14 protein-coding genes are annotated in these 23,393 nt (G+C 37.2%); 1 reads left to right on the top strand and 13 read right to left on the bottom strand.

The window, feature by feature from the left end; translation table 11 throughout:
- Positions 1-86: 86 nt before the first annotated feature.
- The 11 genes from ACT5E3_RS20360 to ACT5E3_RS20410 form a co-directional block, all read right to left on the bottom strand.
- A complete protein-coding gene (locus ACT5E3_RS20360; RefSeq protein ID WP_444995399.1) occupies positions 87-671 on the bottom strand; it encodes a DUF6933 domain-containing protein in 585 nt (194 codons plus the stop codon).
- A gap of 6 nt (positions 672-677) precedes the next feature.
- Positions 678-4,103 (bottom strand): DEAD/DEAH box helicase family protein, encoded by a 3,426-nt coding sequence (locus ACT5E3_RS20365; protein ID WP_444995400.1) that lies wholly within the window; start codon positions 4,101-4,103, stop codon positions 678-680.
- Positions 4,104-4,253: 150 nt separating this feature from the next.
- Positions 4,254-5,297, bottom strand: a complete 1,044-nt coding sequence (gene rhuM, locus ACT5E3_RS20370) for a RhuM family protein (RefSeq protein WP_444995401.1) — start codon at positions 5,295-5,297, stop codon at positions 4,254-4,256.
- A gap of 13 nt (positions 5,298-5,310) precedes the next feature.
- On the bottom strand, positions 5,311-6,501 hold the full coding sequence (locus ACT5E3_RS20375; RefSeq protein WP_444995402.1) for a restriction endonuclease subunit S: 1,191 nt from the start codon (positions 6,499-6,501) through the stop codon (positions 5,311-5,313).
- Positions 6,498-8,084 (bottom strand): type I restriction-modification system subunit M, encoded by a 1,587-nt coding sequence (locus ACT5E3_RS20380; protein ID WP_444995403.1) that lies wholly within the window; start codon positions 8,082-8,084, stop codon positions 6,498-6,500. The genes ACT5E3_RS20375 and ACT5E3_RS20380 overlap by 4 nt, the downstream gene beginning before the upstream one ends.
- 403 nt (positions 8,085-8,487) lie before the next feature.
- On the bottom strand, positions 8,488-12,621 hold the full coding sequence (locus ACT5E3_RS20385; RefSeq protein ID WP_444995404.1) for a hybrid sensor histidine kinase/response regulator transcription factor: 4,134 nt from the start codon (positions 12,619-12,621) through the stop codon (positions 8,488-8,490).
- Positions 12,622-13,060: 439 nt separating this feature from the next.
- On the bottom strand, positions 13,061-13,288 hold the full coding sequence (locus ACT5E3_RS20390; RefSeq protein WP_444995405.1) for a hypothetical protein: 228 nt from the start codon (positions 13,286-13,288) through the stop codon (positions 13,061-13,063).
- 755 nt (positions 13,289-14,043) lie between these two features.
- Entirely contained in the window at positions 14,044-14,166 is a 123-nt protein-coding gene (locus tag ACT5E3_RS20395; protein ID WP_444995406.1) for a hypothetical protein, read from the bottom strand.
- The gene (locus ACT5E3_RS20400; protein ID WP_444998615.1) at positions 14,151-14,480 is read right to left on the bottom strand and encodes an exonuclease domain-containing protein; all 330 of its coding nucleotides are present in this window, start codon (positions 14,478-14,480) and stop codon (positions 14,151-14,153) included. Before ACT5E3_RS20400 ends, ACT5E3_RS20395 begins: the two co-directional genes overlap by 16 nt.
- Before the next feature lie 195 nt (positions 14,481-14,675).
- Positions 14,676-16,760, bottom strand: a complete 2,085-nt coding sequence (locus ACT5E3_RS20405; protein ID WP_444995407.1) for a hypothetical protein — start codon at positions 16,758-16,760, stop codon at positions 14,676-14,678.
- Positions 16,761-17,358: 598 nt separating this feature from the next.
- Complete coding sequence (locus ACT5E3_RS20410; protein WP_444995408.1) at positions 17,359-17,598, bottom strand: hypothetical protein; 240 nt, start codon at positions 17,596-17,598, stop codon at positions 17,359-17,361.
- A gap of 49 nt (positions 17,599-17,647) precedes the next feature.
- Here ACT5E3_RS20410 and ACT5E3_RS20415 point away from each other — a divergent pair, with 49 nt between their 5' ends.
- The gene (locus tag ACT5E3_RS20415; protein ID WP_444995409.1) at positions 17,648-17,839 is read left to right on the top strand and encodes a hypothetical protein; all 192 of its coding nucleotides are present in this window, start codon (positions 17,648-17,650) and stop codon (positions 17,837-17,839) included.
- Positions 17,840-17,926: 87 nt separating this feature from the next.
- Here ACT5E3_RS20415 and ACT5E3_RS20420 read toward each other — a convergent pair whose 3' ends face one another.
- The gene (locus ACT5E3_RS20420; RefSeq protein WP_444995410.1) at positions 17,927-22,351 is read right to left on the bottom strand and encodes a hypothetical protein; all 4,425 of its coding nucleotides are present in this window, start codon (positions 22,349-22,351) and stop codon (positions 17,927-17,929) included.
- A gap of 650 nt (positions 22,352-23,001) precedes the next feature.
- Entirely contained in the window at positions 23,002-23,277 is a 276-nt protein-coding gene (locus ACT5E3_RS20425) for a DUF6150 family protein (protein ID WP_444995411.1), read from the bottom strand.
- Positions 23,278-23,393: the final 116 nt, after the last annotated feature.

Raw genomic sequence — 23,393 nt, forward strand, 5'->3', positions numbered from 1 at the left:
GGCGTTTTCCCCAATCAGGCATAACACTACTCAATATATTTTTAAACTTTTGATTATGCTTTTTTTGTTTTGTTATATTTTGACTTTTATCGCCTATCTGCATTCATAACATTATTCCCAATCAGATCTAACAACTGGAGCATCGCTTTATCAGGCCAAATGCAATCTTTTTGACCTTTAACGTTACATGGCCGATCAGCTAACCAGGCAGATGCTCTATAAGGTGATACATCCATAACATTAACATTATCAAAATAGAGTAAATGCTCTATATCTCCGCTCATTTGATTAAGTGTACCTTGCACAGAACGGTCATTAGTTGCTTGAATAGATAATGGAGCTAAGGCTTCTTGCGCCGCCCACATTTGATCTTCATCGGCTCCTACCTTTAACAATGTATTCATCAACGCATCAGCAAAAACATAATCTAGCGCATTAAATTCTTTTTTTGTTAAACCAGTTAAAAGTAAAGGAAATCTTGTTTGGTTGTGAACCATCAAAATGCAATTCCTTCTATGTAATTTAAGCAGATTAGCATGCCAACCTGACAATGGGTTTATGTGCATAAAGTTGCCAATGCTTTTATGTATTTCTCTACCTTCCGGTAGCAACCCTTCGTTATCGAAGGTTAATTTATCTTGGAGTTTTTTTGTGCAATGTAGTTTTATCATTTTTTGCTACTCCTTTTCTCCCATCGCTTTCGCTTCAATTTGCCTCAGTCTTTCAACAACACGGGTAACCTGCTCATCTTCAAATAAACCATAAACACCTTCAAAATGAATATCCGAAAAAGGTGGTTTAAATAACTGTGAGGGTATCATCACGCCGTTTTGAGTTAAATATTCGATGATGGTATTAACAAACAAAATCTGCTGACTATTAAATTTGGTTTCATCCAGGTAATCGGCAAATACTGACTTTGCCGCTTTACGATCAAGTCCAATCAATTCGCGAATAAAGATCCCTAAAGATTTATCTGGATGGATGGTTTTCTGATATTGTTCTTCATCGGTTATGCCACTGGCTTGAAAAAGCTTCTTATCTAATTCTTCCAGATCGAGTTGGGTAATAGGTAAATTACGTTTCAATCGCTGGATGGTAATATCATCCTGATTTTGACGAATATAAGCTTCAACTTTCTTTTTGTAAATGGTTAGCTCATTCCCACCCACTACGTGATAAAAATGTTCATTCTCCTTAACATCCTGCAACTCATCTTCAAAATTAGTGTATACAACTGTTCGTTTTTCTGGCTCAATATTGATTAATAATAATCGAAGTCGAATACGAACTTGCTCCAATTGCTCTAAGGTAATAGCGTTCCAAAAGTCTTGAGTTTGAACAAGATTAATCCATTCAGCTTGCGCTTTCACTTCATCAATGCCCATTTTTCTCTCAAGTTGTGAAGCTAAATGGATTAGCTTATCAATTAAAAAGTCAGAAACTGGTATACCTTCAGCCACGTTCAGTTGCATTTGTAAAATAAGGTGATCAAACCGACAAGCTAGCTCGGTATCTTTTTCCGCTTCATTAATCGGTACTGCATCAGTCGGTAACTCAGCGACATCATTAATGAGTGTCGCCAAATCATCATTGATTAGATTTTCCCATCGTTCTCGTTTTAAATACCGTTCAACCGATTGACGCTTTGGCCTAACAATAAAGTGATTCAGATTCATTCCATTCACACGGTGATGCAAACTATCCAATAAATAGTTTTTAAGCTTTCTCTCACTCTCACCTGAAGATACATCAATCTTTTGGGATAAATGTAAACGTTTTTCAAATACGACTTGTGAAAGAGATTTCGGTAAGTAATCTTTAGCGCCTTCAGGGTTGACATCAAAATATTCCAAATTTTGACAAAAGTCGAAAACTTTAAAATATTCCTTGTTTTTACCAGGACCAAATAAATTTTCACATAAACGAGTACCACGCCCCAGCATTTGGAAAAATTTAACTTTTGATTTTACCTTTTTAAAGAAAACCAAATTAACCACTTCTGGCACGTCAATACCGGTATCGAGCATATCAACAGAAATAGCTATTGATAACGGAATTTCTGGATTCTCAGGCTTTCTTTCTCCTTTAAATTCATCAATCAGTGTTTGTGCATGTTCTACTTTATAAGTCACTACTTGAGCAAACTTTCCTAGATAGTTGGGATAATATTTATCAAAACGTTGGGCAATAAATTGAGCGTGTTTATTATTAGCCGCAAAGATAATGGTTTTTCCTAATCGAATACCTCCGGCTACATGAACACCATATTTCATTAATATTTCGAGCATATAATCAATGGTGTTGTCATTGTATAAAAACTCATTCAACTCGGCGGGCAACACTTCTTCACGATCACGTAATTCTTCTTTTTCTTCCCATTCCACTTGTTCTTGATAGGATAAATCTTTGTAAGTGATGCCTTCATTAATAAACTTTAAGGCGACTCGCACATCTTTGGGTGGTACTAAATTCTCATCATCAATAGCTTGTTCAAGTTCATAAGCAAATGTTGGAACATTGTTTTGAATATCAAAAATTTCGTAAGTATTTTTATCTAAGTCGCTTTTTGGTGTCGCAGTTAATCCTAATAATAGAGAATCAAAATAGTCGAAAATATAACGATATTTTTTATAAATTGAACGATGCGCTTCATCAACCACTACCAGATCAAAATGACCAATGCCAAATAGGCGACCATCAGCGGGTGCATTTAACAAATTCATCATAGTGTTATAAGTTGATAATTGAACGCGACCTTCTAACTGAGTTGTGCCGCCAGACAAAATAGATGGTGATGATTTAGGTAGCAGTTTGGAAAACTCCTTTTTCGCTTGAATAATCAGTGCATTTCGGTCAGCCAAGAATAATGTATTTTTTACCCAACCTGCACGCATTAATAAATCAACCAGAGCAATGGTCACTCTTGTTTTTCCTGTACCCGTTGCCATGACTAATAAACTTTTGCGTTGACGTTGGCGATCAAATTTTTCACCAACGGAACGAATAGCTTGTATTTGATAAGGTCTTTTGTAACCCGCAATTTCCTGATTGATATCCATTTTAGACAAAGACTCAGCATCAGTTCTTTTATCAATCAGTCTTTGTAATTGATCTTTAGAATGAAAACCTTGAACTGGCCGGGAGGGGTAACGCAGATCGTCCCAAAAATAAATTTCATAGCCATTGGTATAATAAATCAATGGCCGCTGACCAGTTGCTTGATATAAACAGGTTGCATAAAGTGCCGCTTGCTGTTTTCCTTCATCAGCATCTCTTTTAGTACGTTTGGCTTCAATAACGGCTAAAGGTTTACCATTATCTCCCCAAAGTACATAATCTACTTTGCCATTTTTGTCATTAGGCATTCCTGTTACGGGGTATTCTCGATTATTTTTATCTTCAAGGTTCCAACCCGCTTCTAAAAGATATTGATCGATTATAAATTCACGGGTTTCTGCCTCATTATAATCATGGCTGTCTTTAACCTGCTGATTAGACTTTTTATTGTTAGCAAACTGTTGTTGCTTCGCTTGTTCTTTCGCCTGGTAACTGGCTTCTTTTTTAAGGCGTTTTTCTCTTTCTTGTAGTATTAATTGATCTTTTTCTTGAAGTTGTTTTTCAAGTGCTTTGAGTTTTTTAACCGATTGCAGTATTAAGGCTTCATCAATTTGTAAGGTTTTGGGGATTATGGAAGCATCAAAAATTTGATTTTTTGGCGGCTTATCTGAGGTGTAAGTACGATAGAACCAGTAAAGTAGATGGTGCAGTTCTTTCAGTGTTTTTTCTGCATCAACCACACTGACTTTACGTTGACTGTGAACCGCATTATTACCAGACTTTTGCACAACTTTAATTTTAGGAAAAATATTGGTGCCTAAAGTGTTGCGAAAATCTTGTTGGTTAATGAGGGTATTGAGTGTTTTATCGTATTGCGGCAGGGTTAACCAATGGTCATATTGATACATCCAGTCTACGGTAATTTCCAAAGTTCGCCGACTATAAAAACAAGATCCTCGTGGATCGGCATTAACCAATGACTCGGCCTGTTTAGCCTCTTTTTGAATTTCTGGCCATTCCTTTAAAAAATCAAAGTTAGACATACTTGTTCTCTTTGTTATTTCAATCCATATTTCCTAAATTACTTATTACTTATTACTTATTACTTATTACTTATTACTTATTACTTATTACTTATTACTTATTACTTATTACTTATTACTTATTACTTATTACTTATTACTTATTACTTATTACTTATTATTATCAGGATTATTTAGTTTATTTTGTTTAATCTGCTGACTTTTTTCAATAAATTTATCAAAATCAGATTTTTCTTCGAGTTCGCTTTCTATTCTGCTTTGCTGATATTTTTCAAATTCAGATTCTGCGAGTTCTTTAGCAATCTGATGAGAAATGCTTCCGGCGTTTTGTAAAATTTCTTCTTCATTAAAAGCTAAAAACGCATCCAGCTTTTCAGCCCACTTTGTCATGGTCATAGCATTTTGTTTGCTGGCTTGGTTTTCAGCATAGTCCAGATACATGGTAACAATTCGGTTAAGTGATTTAAGTTCGTCTTGTGTCAGGTAGTTTTTAGCAATGGTGACATCTTGTTTTCTGACTTTATTACCTTTCCATGAGGTTAAGCCCATATTGCTTTTGCTGGCATCAGCCCGTTGGTGGATTAACTCGGCCGCCGTTTGTCCATGAATGGCAAAATGTAGTTTGTTTTGTACGGTGGCAAAAAACTGTTGTGACTGTTCTGTGTTGGCGTTGTAATCGATGGCTGTGGCATAAATATCGGTGATTTTTTGATAGAAGCGGCGTTCACTGGCGCGAATATCGCGGATGCGTTCGAGCAATTCATCAAAGTAGTCTTTACCTAAATGTTGGCCACTTTTTAGGCGCTCGTCGTCCATCACAAAGCCTTTTTTCACATATTCTTTTAAGGTTTGTGTGGCCCATTTTCTAAACTGGATTCCACGGTTGGAGCGTACTCGATAGCCGACGGCAAAAATAGCTTCGAGATTGTAGTGGTCGAGTAGCCGTTCCACGTCTCGCGAGGCCTCCCGCTGAACTATCCGGAATTTCCGGATAGTTGAATCGGGTGCTAATTCGCCTTCGTCATAGATGTTTTTCAGGTGTTCACTGATTGTTTTGGGCGACTTTTCAAACAACTCAGCTATTTGCTTTTGGGTGAGCCATAAGTCTTCATCTTTAAGCAATATTCTTAACTGAATATTGCCTTGTTTGCTGGTGTAAAGGGCAAATTGTTGATGAAGGTTTGGTGTAGTCATCCTTGTTATTCCTTTAAGCGACGTTTTCCAGTTGTTTGAGATTGAGTTTGCCTTTGAAGGCGCGTTGCATTAGGGAGTTGAATAGTTGGTCACATTTCTCCGTATATTGGGCTAACTCAAAAGACTTTAACCTTATATTGTGGAGAAGCTTAGAAAAACTTTCTTGCACACTATATGGTGGCAAATTGAATTTAAAAGCAGCGAGTTCTGTCCTGTTAAGTTTAGGGATATTCGCACGCGACGGCAATGTTTTGATATATTGGTCAAAACAAGGAGACATTAAAAGAGCCCAAATAAACTCTTTTGTCGTCTTACCTTTTATTGGGTTTATTGGATACATATCCGCGCTGCACAACCCAACAAATTCAGGAATAGCAGCTTTTTTGAGGTAAGGCCGAATCTTGGAATATAATACACTTTCCTTATCAAACAGGAATTTACCACTGGTCAAGCCTTCGTCTTTAGCCGACAAAAGAGGCTTTATTTTTCCAGTACTCTTTTCAATATGCTCAGGCCCAATATGTAAAAAGTTCTTAAACTCATCAAGTAGTGGTGAGACTAGTTTACTTTTTATTTCATAAACCTCGCTAAACTCCACCTCATTTATATACTTCGGATTACTCACCGGCTCCCCAAACATATCCAAAAACACCGACTGAGCCAATTGATTTAACTCCTGCTCCATTTGCTGACATTGCTGACGGAGTTTATCGGCTTTTTCTAAAACAGCTGCAATTTGTTTTTGGATGGGAAGAGGTGGGAGTGGGATTTTTGTATCTTTTACAATTCCTGTATTTATATTTTTCACAACCGCACCAGCTGCTTTTGCTGCTAACTGTTGATACATAAAATCAGAGCTAAGGCAATAATACAGATAATCTTTATTTACTCTTTCATCTTTTGGAGATAAGACTAACCATCCATCATGTATACAACCAGATATATTTAATATATATGGCCGTCCAAAGCTCATTGAGTTACTTAGAACGAAGTCTCCTCTATATACTTGCCTGGTTTTACTTAATCCTTCTGGCTTTATTTTCTTTTTCGTACTTTCAATGTACTTTGAGCCTTCAATTGTATCTCCGATCATAATCCAATTAATTCCATTTGACTCACTCGTCAAATACTGACCTATTGGTCTAGGAGATCCTCCTCTAGCAACATCAAATAACTCAGACAACTTAATTAAAGGCCAACTCACAACATCCCCTCCAACTCAACAATCCCCTTCTCCATTTCCTGCTGCAACTTTTTAATCCGTTTTAAAATCGTTTTGGGTGGATCATATTTTACTTCTTCATACACCACCTCTTTATAACGATTAATCGATAAATCATAACCCTCTTTCACAATATCGGCTTTTGACACCATAAAGGATTGGTCAGTGCGTTTGCGTTTTTTCTCTTTATTTAAATTTTTCCAGCGCTCTATCACATCCGCAATATTACTTTGCTCATGCGTCGGCGTTTCACCCGCTTTAAATAACGGATTACGTTTATCATCTAAGGAAAAACCATCGGCCTGCATATCATAAAACCAGACATCCTTAGTGCCACCACTATTGGTTTTAGTGAATAATAAAATTGCAGTAGAAACCCCAGCATAAGGTTTAAAAACCCCCGAAGGCATAGACACCACACCTTGCAGTTTATGCTCTTCAATCAATGTTTTACGTATCGCTTTATGTGACTTGGTAGAACCAAACAAAACCCCATCGGGCACAATAACCGCTGCTCTGCCGCCAGGTTGCAATAAGCGTAAAATTAAAGCTAAAAATAATAATTCTGTTTTTTCCGATGGCCCTTTTTTCTTAGGCTTACCATCATCAATCAACTCGCCATTTTCATCATATTCCAGTTTTGGCTTTGGTTTATCTTTTTTCGGCGTTTTGCCCAAAGCGGTTAACAAGTCTGGCGATAGTTCATCATATGCCACGCTGCCTTTAAAGGGCGGGTTAGCTAAAATAAGTGAATATTTCTCTTTAATATTACCTTCACCATAATCCATTAAAGAATCACGATATTCTACGGTTGGATGCTCTACCCCGTGCAACATTAAATTCATGGCACCAATTCGCAACATATGCGGATCAAAATCATAAGCGTTAAACATGGCTTTATGAAAGTGCGCTGCATTTTCAGGTCGCATTAAGGCTTTAGCAAAATGATCACGAATATATTCTTCTGCCGACATTAAAAAGCCACAAGTGCCACTAGCAGGGTCGCAAATGACATCACTTTTGTCGCCATCTAAAATAGGCTGAGTCATTTCCACCATCATGCGAATAATATGGCGTGGGGTTCTAAACTGCCCATTAGTACCTGAGGTTTGCAGCTTAGAGAGCATATACTCGTAAAGATCACCTTTGGTATCACGATCATTCATATCGATTTTATCGATCATATTCACTACGCGATCCAGCAAGGCCGCGCTTGGGATCATAAAAATGGCATCGCGCATATGTTGTGCAAAGCTGGAATCTTCCCCTTTTAAGTTTTTAATAAAGGGGAATACCTGATTACTCATCAACTCAAACATCACTTGCGGATCTTTATTTTTAAGCTTATTCCAACGGTAGTCTTGTTGGTCAGGCCCAAAAACCGGATTTTCGATGGCATGGCCTAAGGTGGCCACTCTCTCTTTATTAGTATGAATTTGATCCAAACGACGGATAAACAGCAAATAAGAGAATTGTTCTATGACACTGATGGGATTAGAGACACCGCCAGTCCAAAAGCTATTCCATATTTCGTCGACCTGATTTCTGATTTTGCCTGTTAGCATTAACTACTCGCTTTTTATTTTATACTTTATTTATAAATAATTGAGATATATAGATAAAAGTGCCTATTTAGCACTTTGGGATTAATATCATACTCAATGACTTTATCAATAGCTCACAGGCTGTATTCTGCCATTTTTTGGCGGATAAGTAGATAGTTATGAGCATTAATTTAAACAAACAAAAATAACAAACTCCCCACTTTCTAAAAAGCGACATAACCCATCTCTCTTCAACTAATTCGGATGTTGATGGCGTTAAATCAGAAGATGATGTTATGACCAGTTGGTGTTTTGTAGAGCTGACTTGCCACAATAACTCCACGGAGATATTTATGATTTAGATATCATAAAAAGTTCGGGATGCTATTGCAATCCCTGAGGAGTCTATATACAAAGCTCCCCATCAAGCATTCGCATCAACAAACTCCAATGGCGACGCACCAAACTGGGCCTTAAAACATCTATTGAAATAACTTTGTGAAGAAAAGCCAACCTCATAGCTAACGCAACTTGGTGATTTTCCATTAATCAATAAAGCTTTGGCTTTATTTAATCGAAAATGTCGTAGATATTCATTTGGTCCCAAATCTACAATGCTTTTAAGTTTTCGGTTTAATTGGCGCTCGCTCATCGCAACTTGCTGAGAAATATCACTCACTTTAATTTCACTGTTTGAGTATATATTCTCAAGCACCTCATTGAGTTTTTCTAAAAACTTCCGTTGTTCCTCGTCTTGGGTATTATCTTCACTCAACTCCTTTGTGACCTGACTCTTTTCTAGTTGAATAAAAGCTTCCTCAGCAAAGCGTTTTTTCAAAATATTACGAATATCTAATAGATTTTTGATTCGTAGCAATAACTCATCAACACTAAATGGTTTCGTTAGATATTCGTCTGCTTTTTCTCTCCAACCCTTAAGTCGACTTTCTAAGTCACCTTTAGCAGTGAGAAGAATAATAGGAATATGATTAGTGACATCACTCTCACGTAATTTTTTGGTAACTTGATAGCCATCCATTTTGGGCATCATAATATCGCTGATGATAACATCAGGGACATATTGAAGAGCGAGCTCTACTCCTTCCAAGCCATTTTTAGCGGCCAATACATGATAATCCGGTTCAATACTCTCTCGAACATATTCCAGCATATCTAAATTATCTTCAATTATTAGGACACTATTTCTTGTGTCATCAATTTTAATCGCCGTTTTTTCATTACTAACTCCCCCACCTTGTGAAGTAATACTCATTAATTCCATTACCGCTAATTCTTCATTTATATGGCTTTCTGTAGTTTCAAAAGAGGTTTCATTAACAATAGGCAAAGTGATAGAGATTTTGGTTCCTTTACCGAGTTCACTCTCAAGCTCGACACGACCGCCATGAGCTTCAACCAAATCTTTTACTAAGGCTAAACCAATACCTGCGCCAGCTATAAATTCACTTTCATTATCAATGACTCGTTGGAACCTTTCAAAAACAGCAGTTTGCTTATCTTTAGCTATTCCTATCCCAGTATCTTCGACAGTAACCAATAACTCGTTGTTGTCGGTTCTCATTGATTCAACAATGACGGCCCCACCGCTGGGAGTGTACTTAATCGCATTAGAAATCAAGTTTAAAATAATCTTGTCAAATGCATCGGCTGTGAATTCAAAACAAACTTTTTCAAGTCTATTCGCCTTTAATGTAATATTTTTTTCCTTAGCGATATGTTGAAATGCTTCAGTTGTTAACCAAATGATTTGAGAAAAATCTTGAGGAATACGTTGCACTATGGATTTAACGCGAAAAGTTTCCATATTAAGCATTTGATCGACCATTCGTAACAATCGATAACCATTGCGTTGAACGATATTTAGTTCTTTAATATCTTGCTCTGATCTTCGAGAAAGAAGACGCTGAATCGGTCCTAGTATTAGTGTCAATGGCGTTCGAAACTCATGAGAAACATTAGCAAATTCATCATTTTTTTGAGAAAGAAGTTTTTCTACTTTCTCTTTTTCAAGTGCTAATTCTCTTGTTCTTAATTGAACGAACTTCTCTAAAGATTCTGCTTTTTGAGCCAAATGTCGAGTTCGAAAAATAATGATAAAATAGATCGAAATTCCTATGAACAAAACATAAAAAAAGTAAACCAAATTAGTTCTCCACCACGGAGGTAGAATTTTTATTTTAAATTTTGATACTTTTCCCCAATCATCCGTATTATTTGTACTAGTCACTTCAAATGAATACTTGCCTGGATCCAAATTAGTAAACTGCACTTTCCTATCACCCACATTTAACTCTCTCCATTCATCGTATAATCCTAAAAGCCGATAGCGATATTGGGTGGCCTCTGGTAAGGCTGTACTTTGACTAAAAAACTCAAATGTTATTATGTTTTGATTGTGCTCCAGCGTGTTTGTTTCTTTCTGAGGATTATCAAAATCATATTCTTCATGGTTTACTTTTACACTAGAAATAGTTGTTTCCGTAAGAATATTCTCCTTAACATCGAATTGAGGATCGATAAGGACAAGTCCTTTTTTACTTCCAAAAAATGCGCCGTTTTGGAGAAGTGCGCCTTTAGCTCTGCCATAAACACCAATATCAGGTAAACCATCATCACTATCAAAAGTCCGTATTAAGTTATTCTCTCTATTCCAAGTATTTATACTGCTATTTTCTCCTAGCAGCCAAAAAAGATCAGCTGACTCATCAATCAATATGTCATATATGGGCTCGTTTATCGGAGTGGAGATTGTTTTACCTTCACCAGTTTTCGGGTCAAACCAAGAGATAAATGGTTCAGCATGAGTTATCCATATTTTATTTGAGTATACGTCTTTGCTGATTGCCCACATTGAATCTTCTTTCAACGGGTGCGGGTTATTTCTAGCACTAGTATTTCGACGCAAATAAGTTCTTTTTAAAAACCGACTCGGAATATCAAACTCTCCAAAACCATCACTTGATTTAACATATGTGAGTTCTTTTCCATTTTTTGAAATTGCTAAATTTATCCAATCCCATGAGTGAAGTTGCTGTGGTGCGAGTTTTTCTTCTCTAGTGAACAGCTTATCTTCAGGGTATAACTTAAATACTCCATTTCGAGTCACCGTAAACCACATATCCCCGCGAAAGTCTTGCACTATTGAATAACCGACACCTCCATCAAGCATTTCACTCGGAATAAAATAGGTAAAAACAGTTGAAGTTCCTTCTAACTTCGAAATCGAGTTATTATCTATAATCCAAAAATAACCATCTCGCCCATGATGAATTTGTCTCACACGGTTAAATTCAGTTCCATTAAAACGTTTAACCTCTTTATATTCTATTTGCTCACCATCGTACTTAGCATAATAAAGTCCTGAAGAAAAGCTAAAATAAAAAGAATCCTCTCCAACTTTATGAAGACGCCTAACACCATATTCATCATCTTTAATATCATTAAAAACTCTAACTTTTGATGTCAAGGGGCTAGCTCTATAAACCCCCAATTTATCGTATGCTACAAGAACTGTATTTTGGTCATCAATATATAGTGCACCCACATTCGCTTGGCTAGTAGTTATGCCAAAATCGCGTAATCGATCATATTTGACTACCTTGTTAGACTTTCCTATATGGTAAACATTTTGGCCACCAACCCAAATGTCTCCGTTTTGGCTTTTAACAATACGGTTAAGAGGTTCATGAATTGGAGAGTCGAGAGGAAAATTAGAAACTGAGTTTGTTTTTTTGTCAAAAGCTAAAAGCCCATTAATTCCGACTAATAGAATAGTATTGTCATCGAGCGGTTCTATTCCATTAATAGTGGTTAATGAAATATTTTCAGATACCTTACCACTAAAGATGTTGGTTTTATTTAAATTGGGATCGTATTTAATAAGACCACGTTTTTCCGTTGATAACCATAAGTTCCCATCTTTATCTCGATGAATCCCGGAAACCGCCACGCTTTTTAATTCTAATTCATCTAGATTATCATCAGGAACTTTAGACCATGGTGAATGTTCTTTGAATTTTAATGTATCAGGGTTCATCTCAAGTAGGCGATCTCTCATTCCAATCCAAATGGTGTCATTAGAAACAAGAAGGCTATTGATACGATCAGCAGGAAGTCCTCCAAACTTACTAATATAGCTAGGATTGTCTATAAACCCGGTCACAACCTTATCTGACCGAACTAGAGGCTCAAATTTTTTCGATTTATAATTAACAAGCGCGTAAGAACTTCCAATCCATAGACCTGTTTTGTTATCGAATGCAATACTTGAAAAGCTTTCATCAACCAGACCAGGAGAATCTAAGCTGATTTTCCTCTTGATCGGAGTAATCTTATAACCATCATACTGGAATAAACGACCATTACTAGCGAACCAAAAGTACCCATCGCTATCTTTTATAATAGCTTGATATTGCTCTACCTTTGCAAACTCGGGATTAGCTAACTTAGAAAACTTTAATTTTGGAAAGGAACTTTGAAACTCAAAAGCTTTTGATGGAAATGCAATTAACACGAAAAGAATAGATATAAATCTCATAAATCCAATTATCCCAAATAATAAGCCCACTTATATTGCCATAGTCCCAAACTTGAATCACAAAACAATTCTCAAATATAAATGCCGACACTTTCTAATAATAAAACCCTTTGTAAAATACGAATAGTTCCATCTCGTTTAAAATATCGCTTTAATTTTTAATTGTAAAAATGTTTGGCTCTAAGAATAACCAAGAGCCGTTTTTAGCTATTTAATCCCACAATCATGCAAAGGCCTTTAAGCATAAAGACCTCTGTAAATCTGCCTACTTCCCTATTATATAGAGGAAAAGTAAAACTCATTAAATTATGCATAAAAGCGAAAGTATATTGCTTATTTGACATAAGTACACCTCATTTACGTTATTGTAGTCGACTAGCCAGCATTAGTTAACCTAATAATTCGGTAACACTAGAGAAGAATTCCCCTGCATATATTTTTAGTTCTCTGCAGAACAACCCAATCCAATTGAACTACAGTACCAGTTAATAGCCACAGACATTAATGATTTTTGAGGATCCACATTTCCCGTTTGTCGAGCATCTGCTCTAATACTGATTGATAATACCGTAGTAATAAAGATATAACCTAAGATCTTTTTTACATATTTATTAGTATTTCTTCTAACTGGTATTACTTGTACATTTTTTAATAATTTGATATCCATAATATCTCTTCCTTACTCTTTTAAAGAATTGCCATCGTTCAGTTTTAAACCCGGGTATGCTTTTCACATGTAAATCCTCTAGTTAATTTAAAAAGTCTTCGTCAAGACTTCCGTTAGTTTTAAAAGTCCGGTTAAATTATTCGATAATTCAACTTCACTTTTAGGTTAAGTTACTCCTCGGCATGCAAGAATAATTTCTAAATATGCCTAAGAAAATTTCATCCATAACGCCGCGTTCCTTGCGGCACTCAATCCCTGAAGTCTCTATCCCTATTTCTTCCTTTAAAACAACTTCCTTACTACTGTTCGAGCTATCACTCCAAGTGCGAAAAACTCGAAATCTTTTCTGATTCCCCTCTTATAAATGTAACGTTACACCGCCCATTTTATTTCTATTGACTGGGCTTTTTCGAGGCGAAAACATGCCTTACCTCCATATAAAAGTGGCAATCAAATTAGTTAAATTGATTAAATATCTTGTTCGAGAAAAATTTTAGGCGGGCAAATAAAAAGCCCCAACTATTTCACTAGTCAGGGCTTGAATTTTTTATCCTGACTCGAAAGATATTTATTTTTACCTTCCGAGCAGTTTGCATATGGAAGGCTGTTAGCTGTAATTAAAAACGTGGATTAAACTTCTAATTGTTAGCATTTAATATGCTCCTGAAAAAAAATAAGTTAATAACAAAATTGATGATGGCAATCATACGATAAAAATATTTTTTGTCAAATAAACTTTTAACTTTTCATTAAAATTATTTCAGTTTTTTTCTTTCAGTGACATACGACATAAGACGCGCCATATTTCGTACATCGTCAATACCTCTATGATAAGTACCAATCAACTTTAGCCCAGCCTTATTTAATGCACCAGCCATTCCAAATTGTTTTTCAGTCCTTGATTGATCGAAAACAATTTTTTGATATTGATATGTTCAGCGTCAATCGGATAACCGATACGATGATACTGACTATCTTGAATAAGTTGCTTCTTATCATAATCTTCCAATGAGCAAAAAACATATCCCGAATACTGATATAGCCAATTTTGAAATGCCTTAATTGCTTGAGGATATTCATTTGCTTCGTCAACTTGAGATTGAGTAATACTTGTCAGTTCAGAGCAAAAGTCAGTCAGTTTCTTATTTCTAACAGGCTTGATAAAACACTCGAACTCATCAACTGCATTCAGATTTTACTTTCGACCATAACTGCACCGATTTCTATCGTTTCCATCTCGTGCCTTGGGAAACTATTCTGATCGCAGCAAGTCGCTTCTAGATCGATAATTAAATAGTAGTTATATTTTTCTAATTCCATCTTATTAATCCCTAAAAAAGAGAACCTTTTCTTAGGTCCTCTTTAGTGTTCTAAACCAACCTAATAATCACGAAATAAAATCTGCATTAATAAGGTTAATATCGTAAGGTGTAATTCCTTGAGTCACAGAAAAAATAGTATCAGCTTCTTCTTTAGAATTAACACGCTCACCTCTACTTTTTGTGTGCAACTCAAAAAGCTCATAGAGAGTCAGCCTATTTTTACTATGTATGATAGCCTCCAACTTCTCTTCGATTGAAGCTATATTAGACTCAACGTTATTCCCTCCCCAATGAGTTCTACTCGAAGTAGGCGTATCAACCCATATTGCTTTTCTTGTAACCAAATCAAACATTATAGGGATGATATTTTTACAATTAGTCTTAACATCAATTTTCTGTTCAACGGTAGCGGCGTTAAAAACCTCATTGCTATTAGGTTCTGAGCGAGTCATCCATCCGGCATAACAAACTTCATGCTCAGAAAATCTTGGTCCAGAGAAAACTAAAACATTCATTGCAAGATACCTTGCACCTCGCTTAACTGCTGCATCTATTGTTACATCGATAAACTCACATGCCCCATTTCTAGCAGATGTAATATCACCACTATGATAAGCTTTAAATCCATCGGATTTGAGGTTCGTATAACTCACGTATTCGATCAGATTAAAGTTCTCATCATGAAAACTCGCACTCAAGTCGATATCTTGACCTTTCCAATAAATAAAGAACCGCAAAGTAGATTTATCACCAATAGGTAGTCGAGTCCCTCTTGCCACATTAAATAGTCCTTCCGACGCACTCCGCTGTTGAGTAGGTAAAGGACAATCCATTAACTCAAGATCTATCCATACTTTACCTAATGAATCGAGCTTGGCAAATCGTTCAACCAGAGACTTTTGAATAGTCATAATTAAACTTTGTCTTATTGCTCCATCCAAGAACTCTGCAATATTATCAATTACAACTGCTTTTTGAACCATACCTTTAGGAAAGATAACTCTTTTTCCATTTAAGCTATTACGATAATTTAAGTGTCCCAAGAGTTGAGTCAGGTTCCTAGTTGGAATTTTATCAACAATATTTGAAAACTCTTTCACAATGAAATTCTGCTCACTGGATGAAGCAATTCTTAACACTTTATCAATTCGACGACCAAACTCGCCTGGCCGAGTAACTAATAACTTAACTAGTTCATCAATATTCTTTTTTTCAATATAATACTCAACATGGCCATAGAAACTCTCAAGAGACTTATTATTACGAGCTTTTGAGGCAATATCATAAACTTTCTTTGAGTAATCACCCACATGAAGATTATGAAATAGTTTTACCCATTTACGTCTATGGCGACCAACATCTTCTTCATTGATTACCCTCTCTAGTGCTTGTACGAGAACTCGTCGAATACTTCTTGGTAAAGAAACAAACTTGGTATTCGCAGCTAATGATATGTCACCTTCCGACAAATATGTCACCACTCGAAGAACATCACTTGTCGTATTGATTAACTGAGAAATATCTTTTTTCTGTTTTAGTAGTAGAGCAGCGACCACGCATTTATTCTCGTTAAATGGGATTACCTCTGGATATTTCAGTTCTGTTTCATCACTATGCTCAATGAACCATTCGATAATTGACTTATCCTCGTCAGAGAGTGAATCATTTGACTTCAACAAAGTCGTAAACACATTTTTTAAATCGCTCTCACTAGCTAAGTCTATCTGTCTAAACTTAACTGACTCAAACTTAAATTGACGTGGAAGTTTTTCATAAGCAGGTTTCCACTCACCAAAACTCCAGTAATGCATCAATGCATTCAGATAAAGCTCAGCGAAATCTGCTTCGATAACTTGAACAGGAAAGTTGGGATACATAGGACGAAAAACTACATCGTCACCTTTTATATTTTTTAAAATGGAAATAATTTCATTACATAGCCGAACCAACTCATCATGTTTTAAAAGTTGAGCTGCCTTGAACAAAGCTTCACTCATGACAAAACCTAAACGCATCATTTCTGCATTTAAAGTTGAAACCAATACTTGATTGGTTGCCAAATGTTCTTCATTGAATTGAATATTCTCATCAAAACTTAATACCAGTGCATCAAGTTTCTTTATTGATATCTTATTTTTAGTTAGTTTCATTTTTGTTTCCTTAAAATACTCTATAAGAGAGCGACAGTGCTAAATTGGTAGATTAAAAGTCTACTGCTCAATGAGCAGTTAGAAGGAAGCGACCGTCATAGCCTACGAGTTGAGGAGATTAAAAAATCTTTTTAAAGTCTACTGCTCTAACCATCTGAGCTACGGTTGTCAAAACAACCGGCTGGACTCGAACCAGCGACCTATAGATTACCTAGTTTTAGAAGGAAGATTTTCTATAGCCTCAATGGGTATAAAGCAAATGAAGTACCAACTTTTTTAATTTGAAATACAGTTTTCGCTAAACCATTGTTATTTAAGTAATTTTTTATTTGATGATATACTTCTATTTTTTAAGCAATGAAATTACACCAATATAATATATCCATATAAATACCAATCTATCAAATAAAATACATCAAATTTAAAAACTAAAACTGTACAGGGAAAATTAGAACAACGGATCAGCTCTAATTTGAATATTCGTTTAGAGTAGTTAAATACTATGGCTAATGTTCATGAAAGAATAAAGTCGTTAACTGTTAGCGCTACAACTTCTTATTTCTTAGTTCATTCATCTATTAATAGCCCCAGCATCCATCTAGATAACATCCAAACGACCGGTCGCAGCTTGAAAAACCATTTGCTGCTCTGTAATCTGCATCTTAACCTTTTCATCACTTAGGTATTCGAGACATGCCTCAGGATTCTCAGGCAATTTTTGGTTTAGAAGTGCCTTCACTCGATTCAGTCGATTACACGAAGTAATCACCAACTCATTGTCAGAAATATCCATTGCGGAATAGTTTTCAAGTATATGGAAGTCATTAGTAACGCACACTTTACCGTTGCCCGCCCAACGATGAGCGTATCGTTTAGGAGTCCTCTCAATGACCTCTCACAAAGGAAAATCTCCTATGGATAAATACTTTGAATTAAATAATGAAACACCTTATAGCGAAGAAGTTGCTCAGAACTATGATCCCAGCTCTGAGCACGTGCAACTGGCTAATTATCAAAAGGAATTAGCCCTAAAAAATAGAAAGGATGACTGTGAATCACACAGCTCATACTCAAACTGACACATCCGAATCCTAGTTTCAATACACTCTGACAATCATCGAGGTGACAGATTAAAAGACAACCGTTATTTTATAGCTGGAAAGCATTTAATCCCGGTTATATTCGCTTAGCGCATTTTCCAATCCATATGCAGCATTGAGTGTCAATGCGTCAATTCTATCAAGACATGCTTTCTTTAAGTCTGTATCCCTTGTGTTATTGTAAGCACTCAATAGCAGCTTGGATAATGTCTCCGCCCCGATCGGTTTAGCTGTTCTCATGTCACTAAGGTCGTCAGGGTTTAATGACAGCATCGCGTCTGCTGCAGTCAAAAGTAACTCTGGTGATACTTCCACAGCTCGTTCAAAGGAATAAAAGAGCATATCATCCCCATCAAAAGCGCAACTTTTCAAATAAGCAGTCAATGTTGGCTCATATAAAACAAAATCATCGTCTTTCAGGTGCCTTACAAAGCCATTAACTTCCTGACGGACTTTTTCACTTTCATCGTCGAACATTTTGGGAAATAATTCCAGACACTTTTCTTGGAATTTCTCATTCTTAAAATTACCAACCAATATCTTTGCGATACCAATTCTGTGGGATTCTTTCCCTTCAATACAAACATTATATTTATCTTTAGTGATTAGATCTTCTAGCCACGCGAACCCCATTAAAATGGATCCTTCAATGGCAACCGCATCAATATCGGAGTTGATCATGCCCTCAATTAGAGGCCTCAACCTATCCCAGCCCTTCACAAGAAATTGGTTAAAACAATGACGGGCGCTACGGGTAGTCGTTAATTCCAGGTCAGGGCCAATACAGTCAATAAAAGTCCCAATCCCATCGACAATCTTATGATGATGCAAAGAGGGGCAGATCCCAATTATACTCGAGCGCACTGCAATATTTTTGTCACTCAAAGCAGCCTGAATAACTTGTTGAACCAAATCATACTTCTCTGGATATTCATAGAAGTATTGCTCTATAGCTTCTGCTGCAACACCTCTAACACAGTTTATTGCGTGGCCTTCAATCTCGCCTCCGTAGTAAACGACATCGTCTTTATCTCCCCGCCATAGTTCAGCCTCAGGATCAGGTGAATGTATCGCCAACTGACCGAGGATTTCAAGTCCATTGTGGTCAATAACATGTGGAGTCCTACTTCCCAAAAAACGTGCTATAGACATATGAAGCTCACTCTTCTCAAGAGCTATCGCCTTCTCGCAAACCACTGTAATTTGTTGAGGCTCTACATTTTGAGCTTCACGAATACCATCTATAAACGCTTCCCAATAAGTTAGTGGAATTGTTTCATCAAAGTGTTTGAAGAAAAGCGATAGAAAACGCTCAGGGTTAGCTGATACCTGTGGAATAAAACCGTATCTGGCTAATTCTTCCGGACCACCGGACAAATGTCCTTCTACATTCACTCTACTCCACCTATCTGGCCACTCTTTCTTCATAGCTGCAAGCCATTGTTGGTCAGACATCTTTTTATGTGCGATAGCAGGTAAAGGCGATCCTACCCAGCCCACTGAAATACGGGTTCTGTCTAGTCTTGGCGATGATTTAAATTTTCTTTCCCACTCTAACAATCGCAATCTCGCAGCATTAGATAGGTTCGCTTCGCGTAGGCCATACAAAAGAGCAAACTGTGCTTCGCCAATCGGAGTGCACTCATAATGAGCGTCTCCCATATAGCGCTGATATTTTGCATGTTCATATTCCTTGGCAGGAAAGATAGACATAAGTATGTCTTCAAACGCTCGAAGAACTTTGGTCGACAAATGTGATGCTATAGCAGAAAGAGCATGAGTCCAATATGGTCCCATAAAATAAAAGTCATCGCCGTCTATATCTTTTGAGCTTTCTTGAATAAGTGTTAGCACAATGGGAACAACTGCTTTACTTGGCGTTGTTTCAGCAGCCATTAGAATAATTGTTTTTCCAGTTCTTGTTTTTGTCCCTAACAACTGTTCCGTAACAGTGTTTGCTTCAGCAGGATGAGATTGGCATAAGTTGCCAAGAGCAATAGCTAGGCTGTGAATTAAAATATCCCCGATGTATATGCTTTTTGATTCGTCCATACCTGACCAAACAGAGTGACAATCGTCGTACCCACCACCTTCGATACCATAGCGATTGAAGATAGCTATATGAATAGGCAGGACGGCCTGCATAAATTCCCACGGATTTTCTTTGGCCAGTTCCTTAATAAATTCTCCAGCCTTATGAACTATTTTATGCAGTTGCTCCTGCAACTTTCCTCTTTCAGCGAGGCTCGACAAATATGTATTGATCAGATCACAAATAGTCTCATTCGAAAGTCCCTTTTTCCGCTCAATAAGCTCCCAGAAGCTTTCAAAGCTGTGCTGAGCCTGTTTATCATGGAGTCCTCGTTTGATGCTTTCCTTAAGAGCAGGGATAATCAGTGCTGGACATTCAGTAAGAGTGCATCGAGACAGAATAAAACTAACTTCTCTTTCTTTGTTAGGATGGTTTTCAAAAATCCATAAGGCGTATTTCCCGATCAACTCAGGACATTTATCATTAACGCTCCGAAGAACAGACATGGCTCGATCAGACACAAAATTATCCGTATCCGAAAGCAGAGGCTTGAGAATGTCATGTTCATCGAACATTTCTACCCAACTTTTACCCGCCCATGTAGCACTAACAGCAATTCGGGATAGTTCATGCTCACTGTCACACCATGGAACCCTGATCAATTCCCAATCCTCAGGGCTTGGATTGCTGAGCAGGTTTAATGTCTGAAATACTGATGCTTTAAGATGCGGCCTGATATTGCCATGGCCAAGTATATCCGACACACTTTCCCTAAACACAGGCAAATCAGTTGTTCGCAAGTACCAAAGAATCTGTCTAAGTTGACCTCTCTGAAACAGATGTTGTTCAGTTTGCTGTAGCCATTCACAAATAGTTATATCCTGCGCGCATTGCTGTCGCGCAAATGCATAGTCAAATAGTGTTTCGTGAACAAAGGCAACGTAATTACTATGGTCTTTGATCAGTATGCCGCTAGAAATCAATGCCGCAATCTCCTTGGTGCTTTCTTCAAAATACCTTTCAGAGACAGACAGTGATTGTTTCTGATTAAGCTTTTGAACAACCAGCGAAACTGCTGTCGACCAATTTATGCCATTGTCACGCTTTTCAAAATCCCGTCGCTTCTGTTGCCAAAATTCGTCCAGAAGTTCGTTTGAATTTTGAAAGCTGATATCACCCTCCGGCAATTCAGCGATTAATTGGACAAACATTGAAAGTTCGCTAGGATTCCTGATCATCTTTAGCGTCCCGCTATCAATCCTTGTTACGTCAAATCCCAACGAGCTCAGAAACGTCTTTACCACATCTTCGCTGAGCGGGCTAACATTCAAGTCCAAGACGCTTTCATTCCTAGTTTGCTTGAAGTTGTAGTTGAGAGATCTGAGACGATAGTCGAATTGAAGGTCGTGAGATCGACAACTAATAATCAAGTGAGTATTCTTAATTCCGGCTAGCTGTTTGATCAAAGGTGATATTTCATCAAATTGTTCTGAGTGACGCCCAGAAACTTCACTCAACGCGTCGAGTTGATCAATAATGACAATGACTTTTTGATGCTGTGAAATTTGTGAGATAGCTTGAACCAATGTAACTTGTTCACCACCTGCAGCTTCCCTTAAAAGTGCTTCCAACTGGGATTTTCTATCCACCCTGAAAACCAAAGTACTCCAGTCATTGTCCGCTGTCGCATTAATAAATTGATATACGATACTGGATTTACCAGCTCCGGCTCCTGCATGAACAAATGTAATTGTGCTATCTTCGCCCGATACATGTCTAACAAGCGTTTTTACTTCCCCGCGTTCTATAGAATTTCCAAGGACATCAAACGACTGAGAATATGAATATGCGTCCAACTGATTGGCGCATAATGTGTTGAAATAGTCTGCCTTTACTTGTGGAGTGGGTTTGATCCCTCTTGATGTAAGATATCCCCAGATCACTGTTTCATCGATTGGATTTCCTAAATGACTATCCGCCAGTGTTTGCAGTGCATCAAGCGCTGACAACGGCTCGCCTGAACAAATCAAAGACGCATGCATAACAATTTGAGCTTCTAGATTCTGCTCTGATTGCTGCTCGATAATAGTTTGTCTTAGCCAATAGAATGAAACGGTTGGGTCGCTAATGCCCAATCCGGTATGAAACTCATTGAAGCTCTTTATATCTGCCTGAGAACCTTGAGACTGAAGACTTTCGTAGGAATCAATATTGCGAACATTATCTGCAATAGCTCTAATTTTCCCAACATCCTCTTTGGTTATAAAGCATACAGTTTCACCACCTTTGTATCGTGTTGATAGCTTCGATAAGACACCGCCGACAAGTTTGGGGCTATATGCGCGCCCAGCATTAGAGCTTTTTACTTGATGCCATTCTGTACCGGCATTACTTGTAATCGCAAATTCAGCTCCGTCTTCATTGCATACTTCGACGGTGATCTGGTTTGCGCGCCCCATAAGGATTTGCATGAACTGCCACGCAATCCATGATCTTTCATATCTGTTACCCACTTTGTCAGCAACGCCACCGGTATTGATACCCTTAGAAATAGATACCCCCAAATATACGTGAATAAAAACGTAAACGCTTAAGGTAGAAATATAACGCGCTTTGGGGGATTATCAAAGTGCTCAAGGATAATTTGGACATTATTAATGCGGGAACCTCACTGTGAATTAAGTCCTTAATATCCGCCTTACTACTAAAAGTTAGAAAGTCAAAATCTTCCGCTTTGGGGATATTGAAGCCCTTAATGTCAGCTCAAATTAAGACTTGAACGAAAAACTGTGAGGTCGATTCTCAACTTTCTCACTTTATATAATATTTCATGTACTTTGTTATTGAGAGATGAATAAGTCTTATTTAGGTCAGCGAATATTCTTTTTCTTAATTCCTTATGATATGAGGCCATTTGTCGCTATGTTAGTTTTTGGTCACCACGGTCCATAAAATCCATGCTTTATAAGGAAATATCAGGCAACTCTATAAGGTTAATTATTTAGAAAAGTGAGCGAAGTCACATTTAAAAACAGCGTTAAGTCAAAATAAGACTCGTTAGATTTTACAAAAGTGAGATAACTCCCCAATTAAAGACAAGCACCTAGATTCATAATCTAAATTTAAACCGATGCTCTTTTTGCCAACCTGCTTCCAATTTATTATTAACAAAATAAACTATCAAATCAGACATACCACGAGAACAAAAATAAACTCGCACCGACGCTTCTGCACGCTCACTAACAATATACCAATTAGCATCTCCATTCGCTAATCCTCTGCTGCCGGTATTAAATACCCAGAGGTCAGCTTCCGCTTTATTAGTCGAGATACTCACTTTGCATTGTGCATCGGCGAATGAATAAGTTTGATAAATGATGGCCATAAGTTTGAAAATTATCCGATTAAACGCTATTGTGGTCTAAGGACCATCTCAATTTAAGGTCATTACAGCTATACCAATAATGGGATAATTTATGAATAATTTTAGCTGGGGAAGCG

The sequence above is a fragment of the Aliikangiella litoralis genome, from assembly GCF_052495765.1.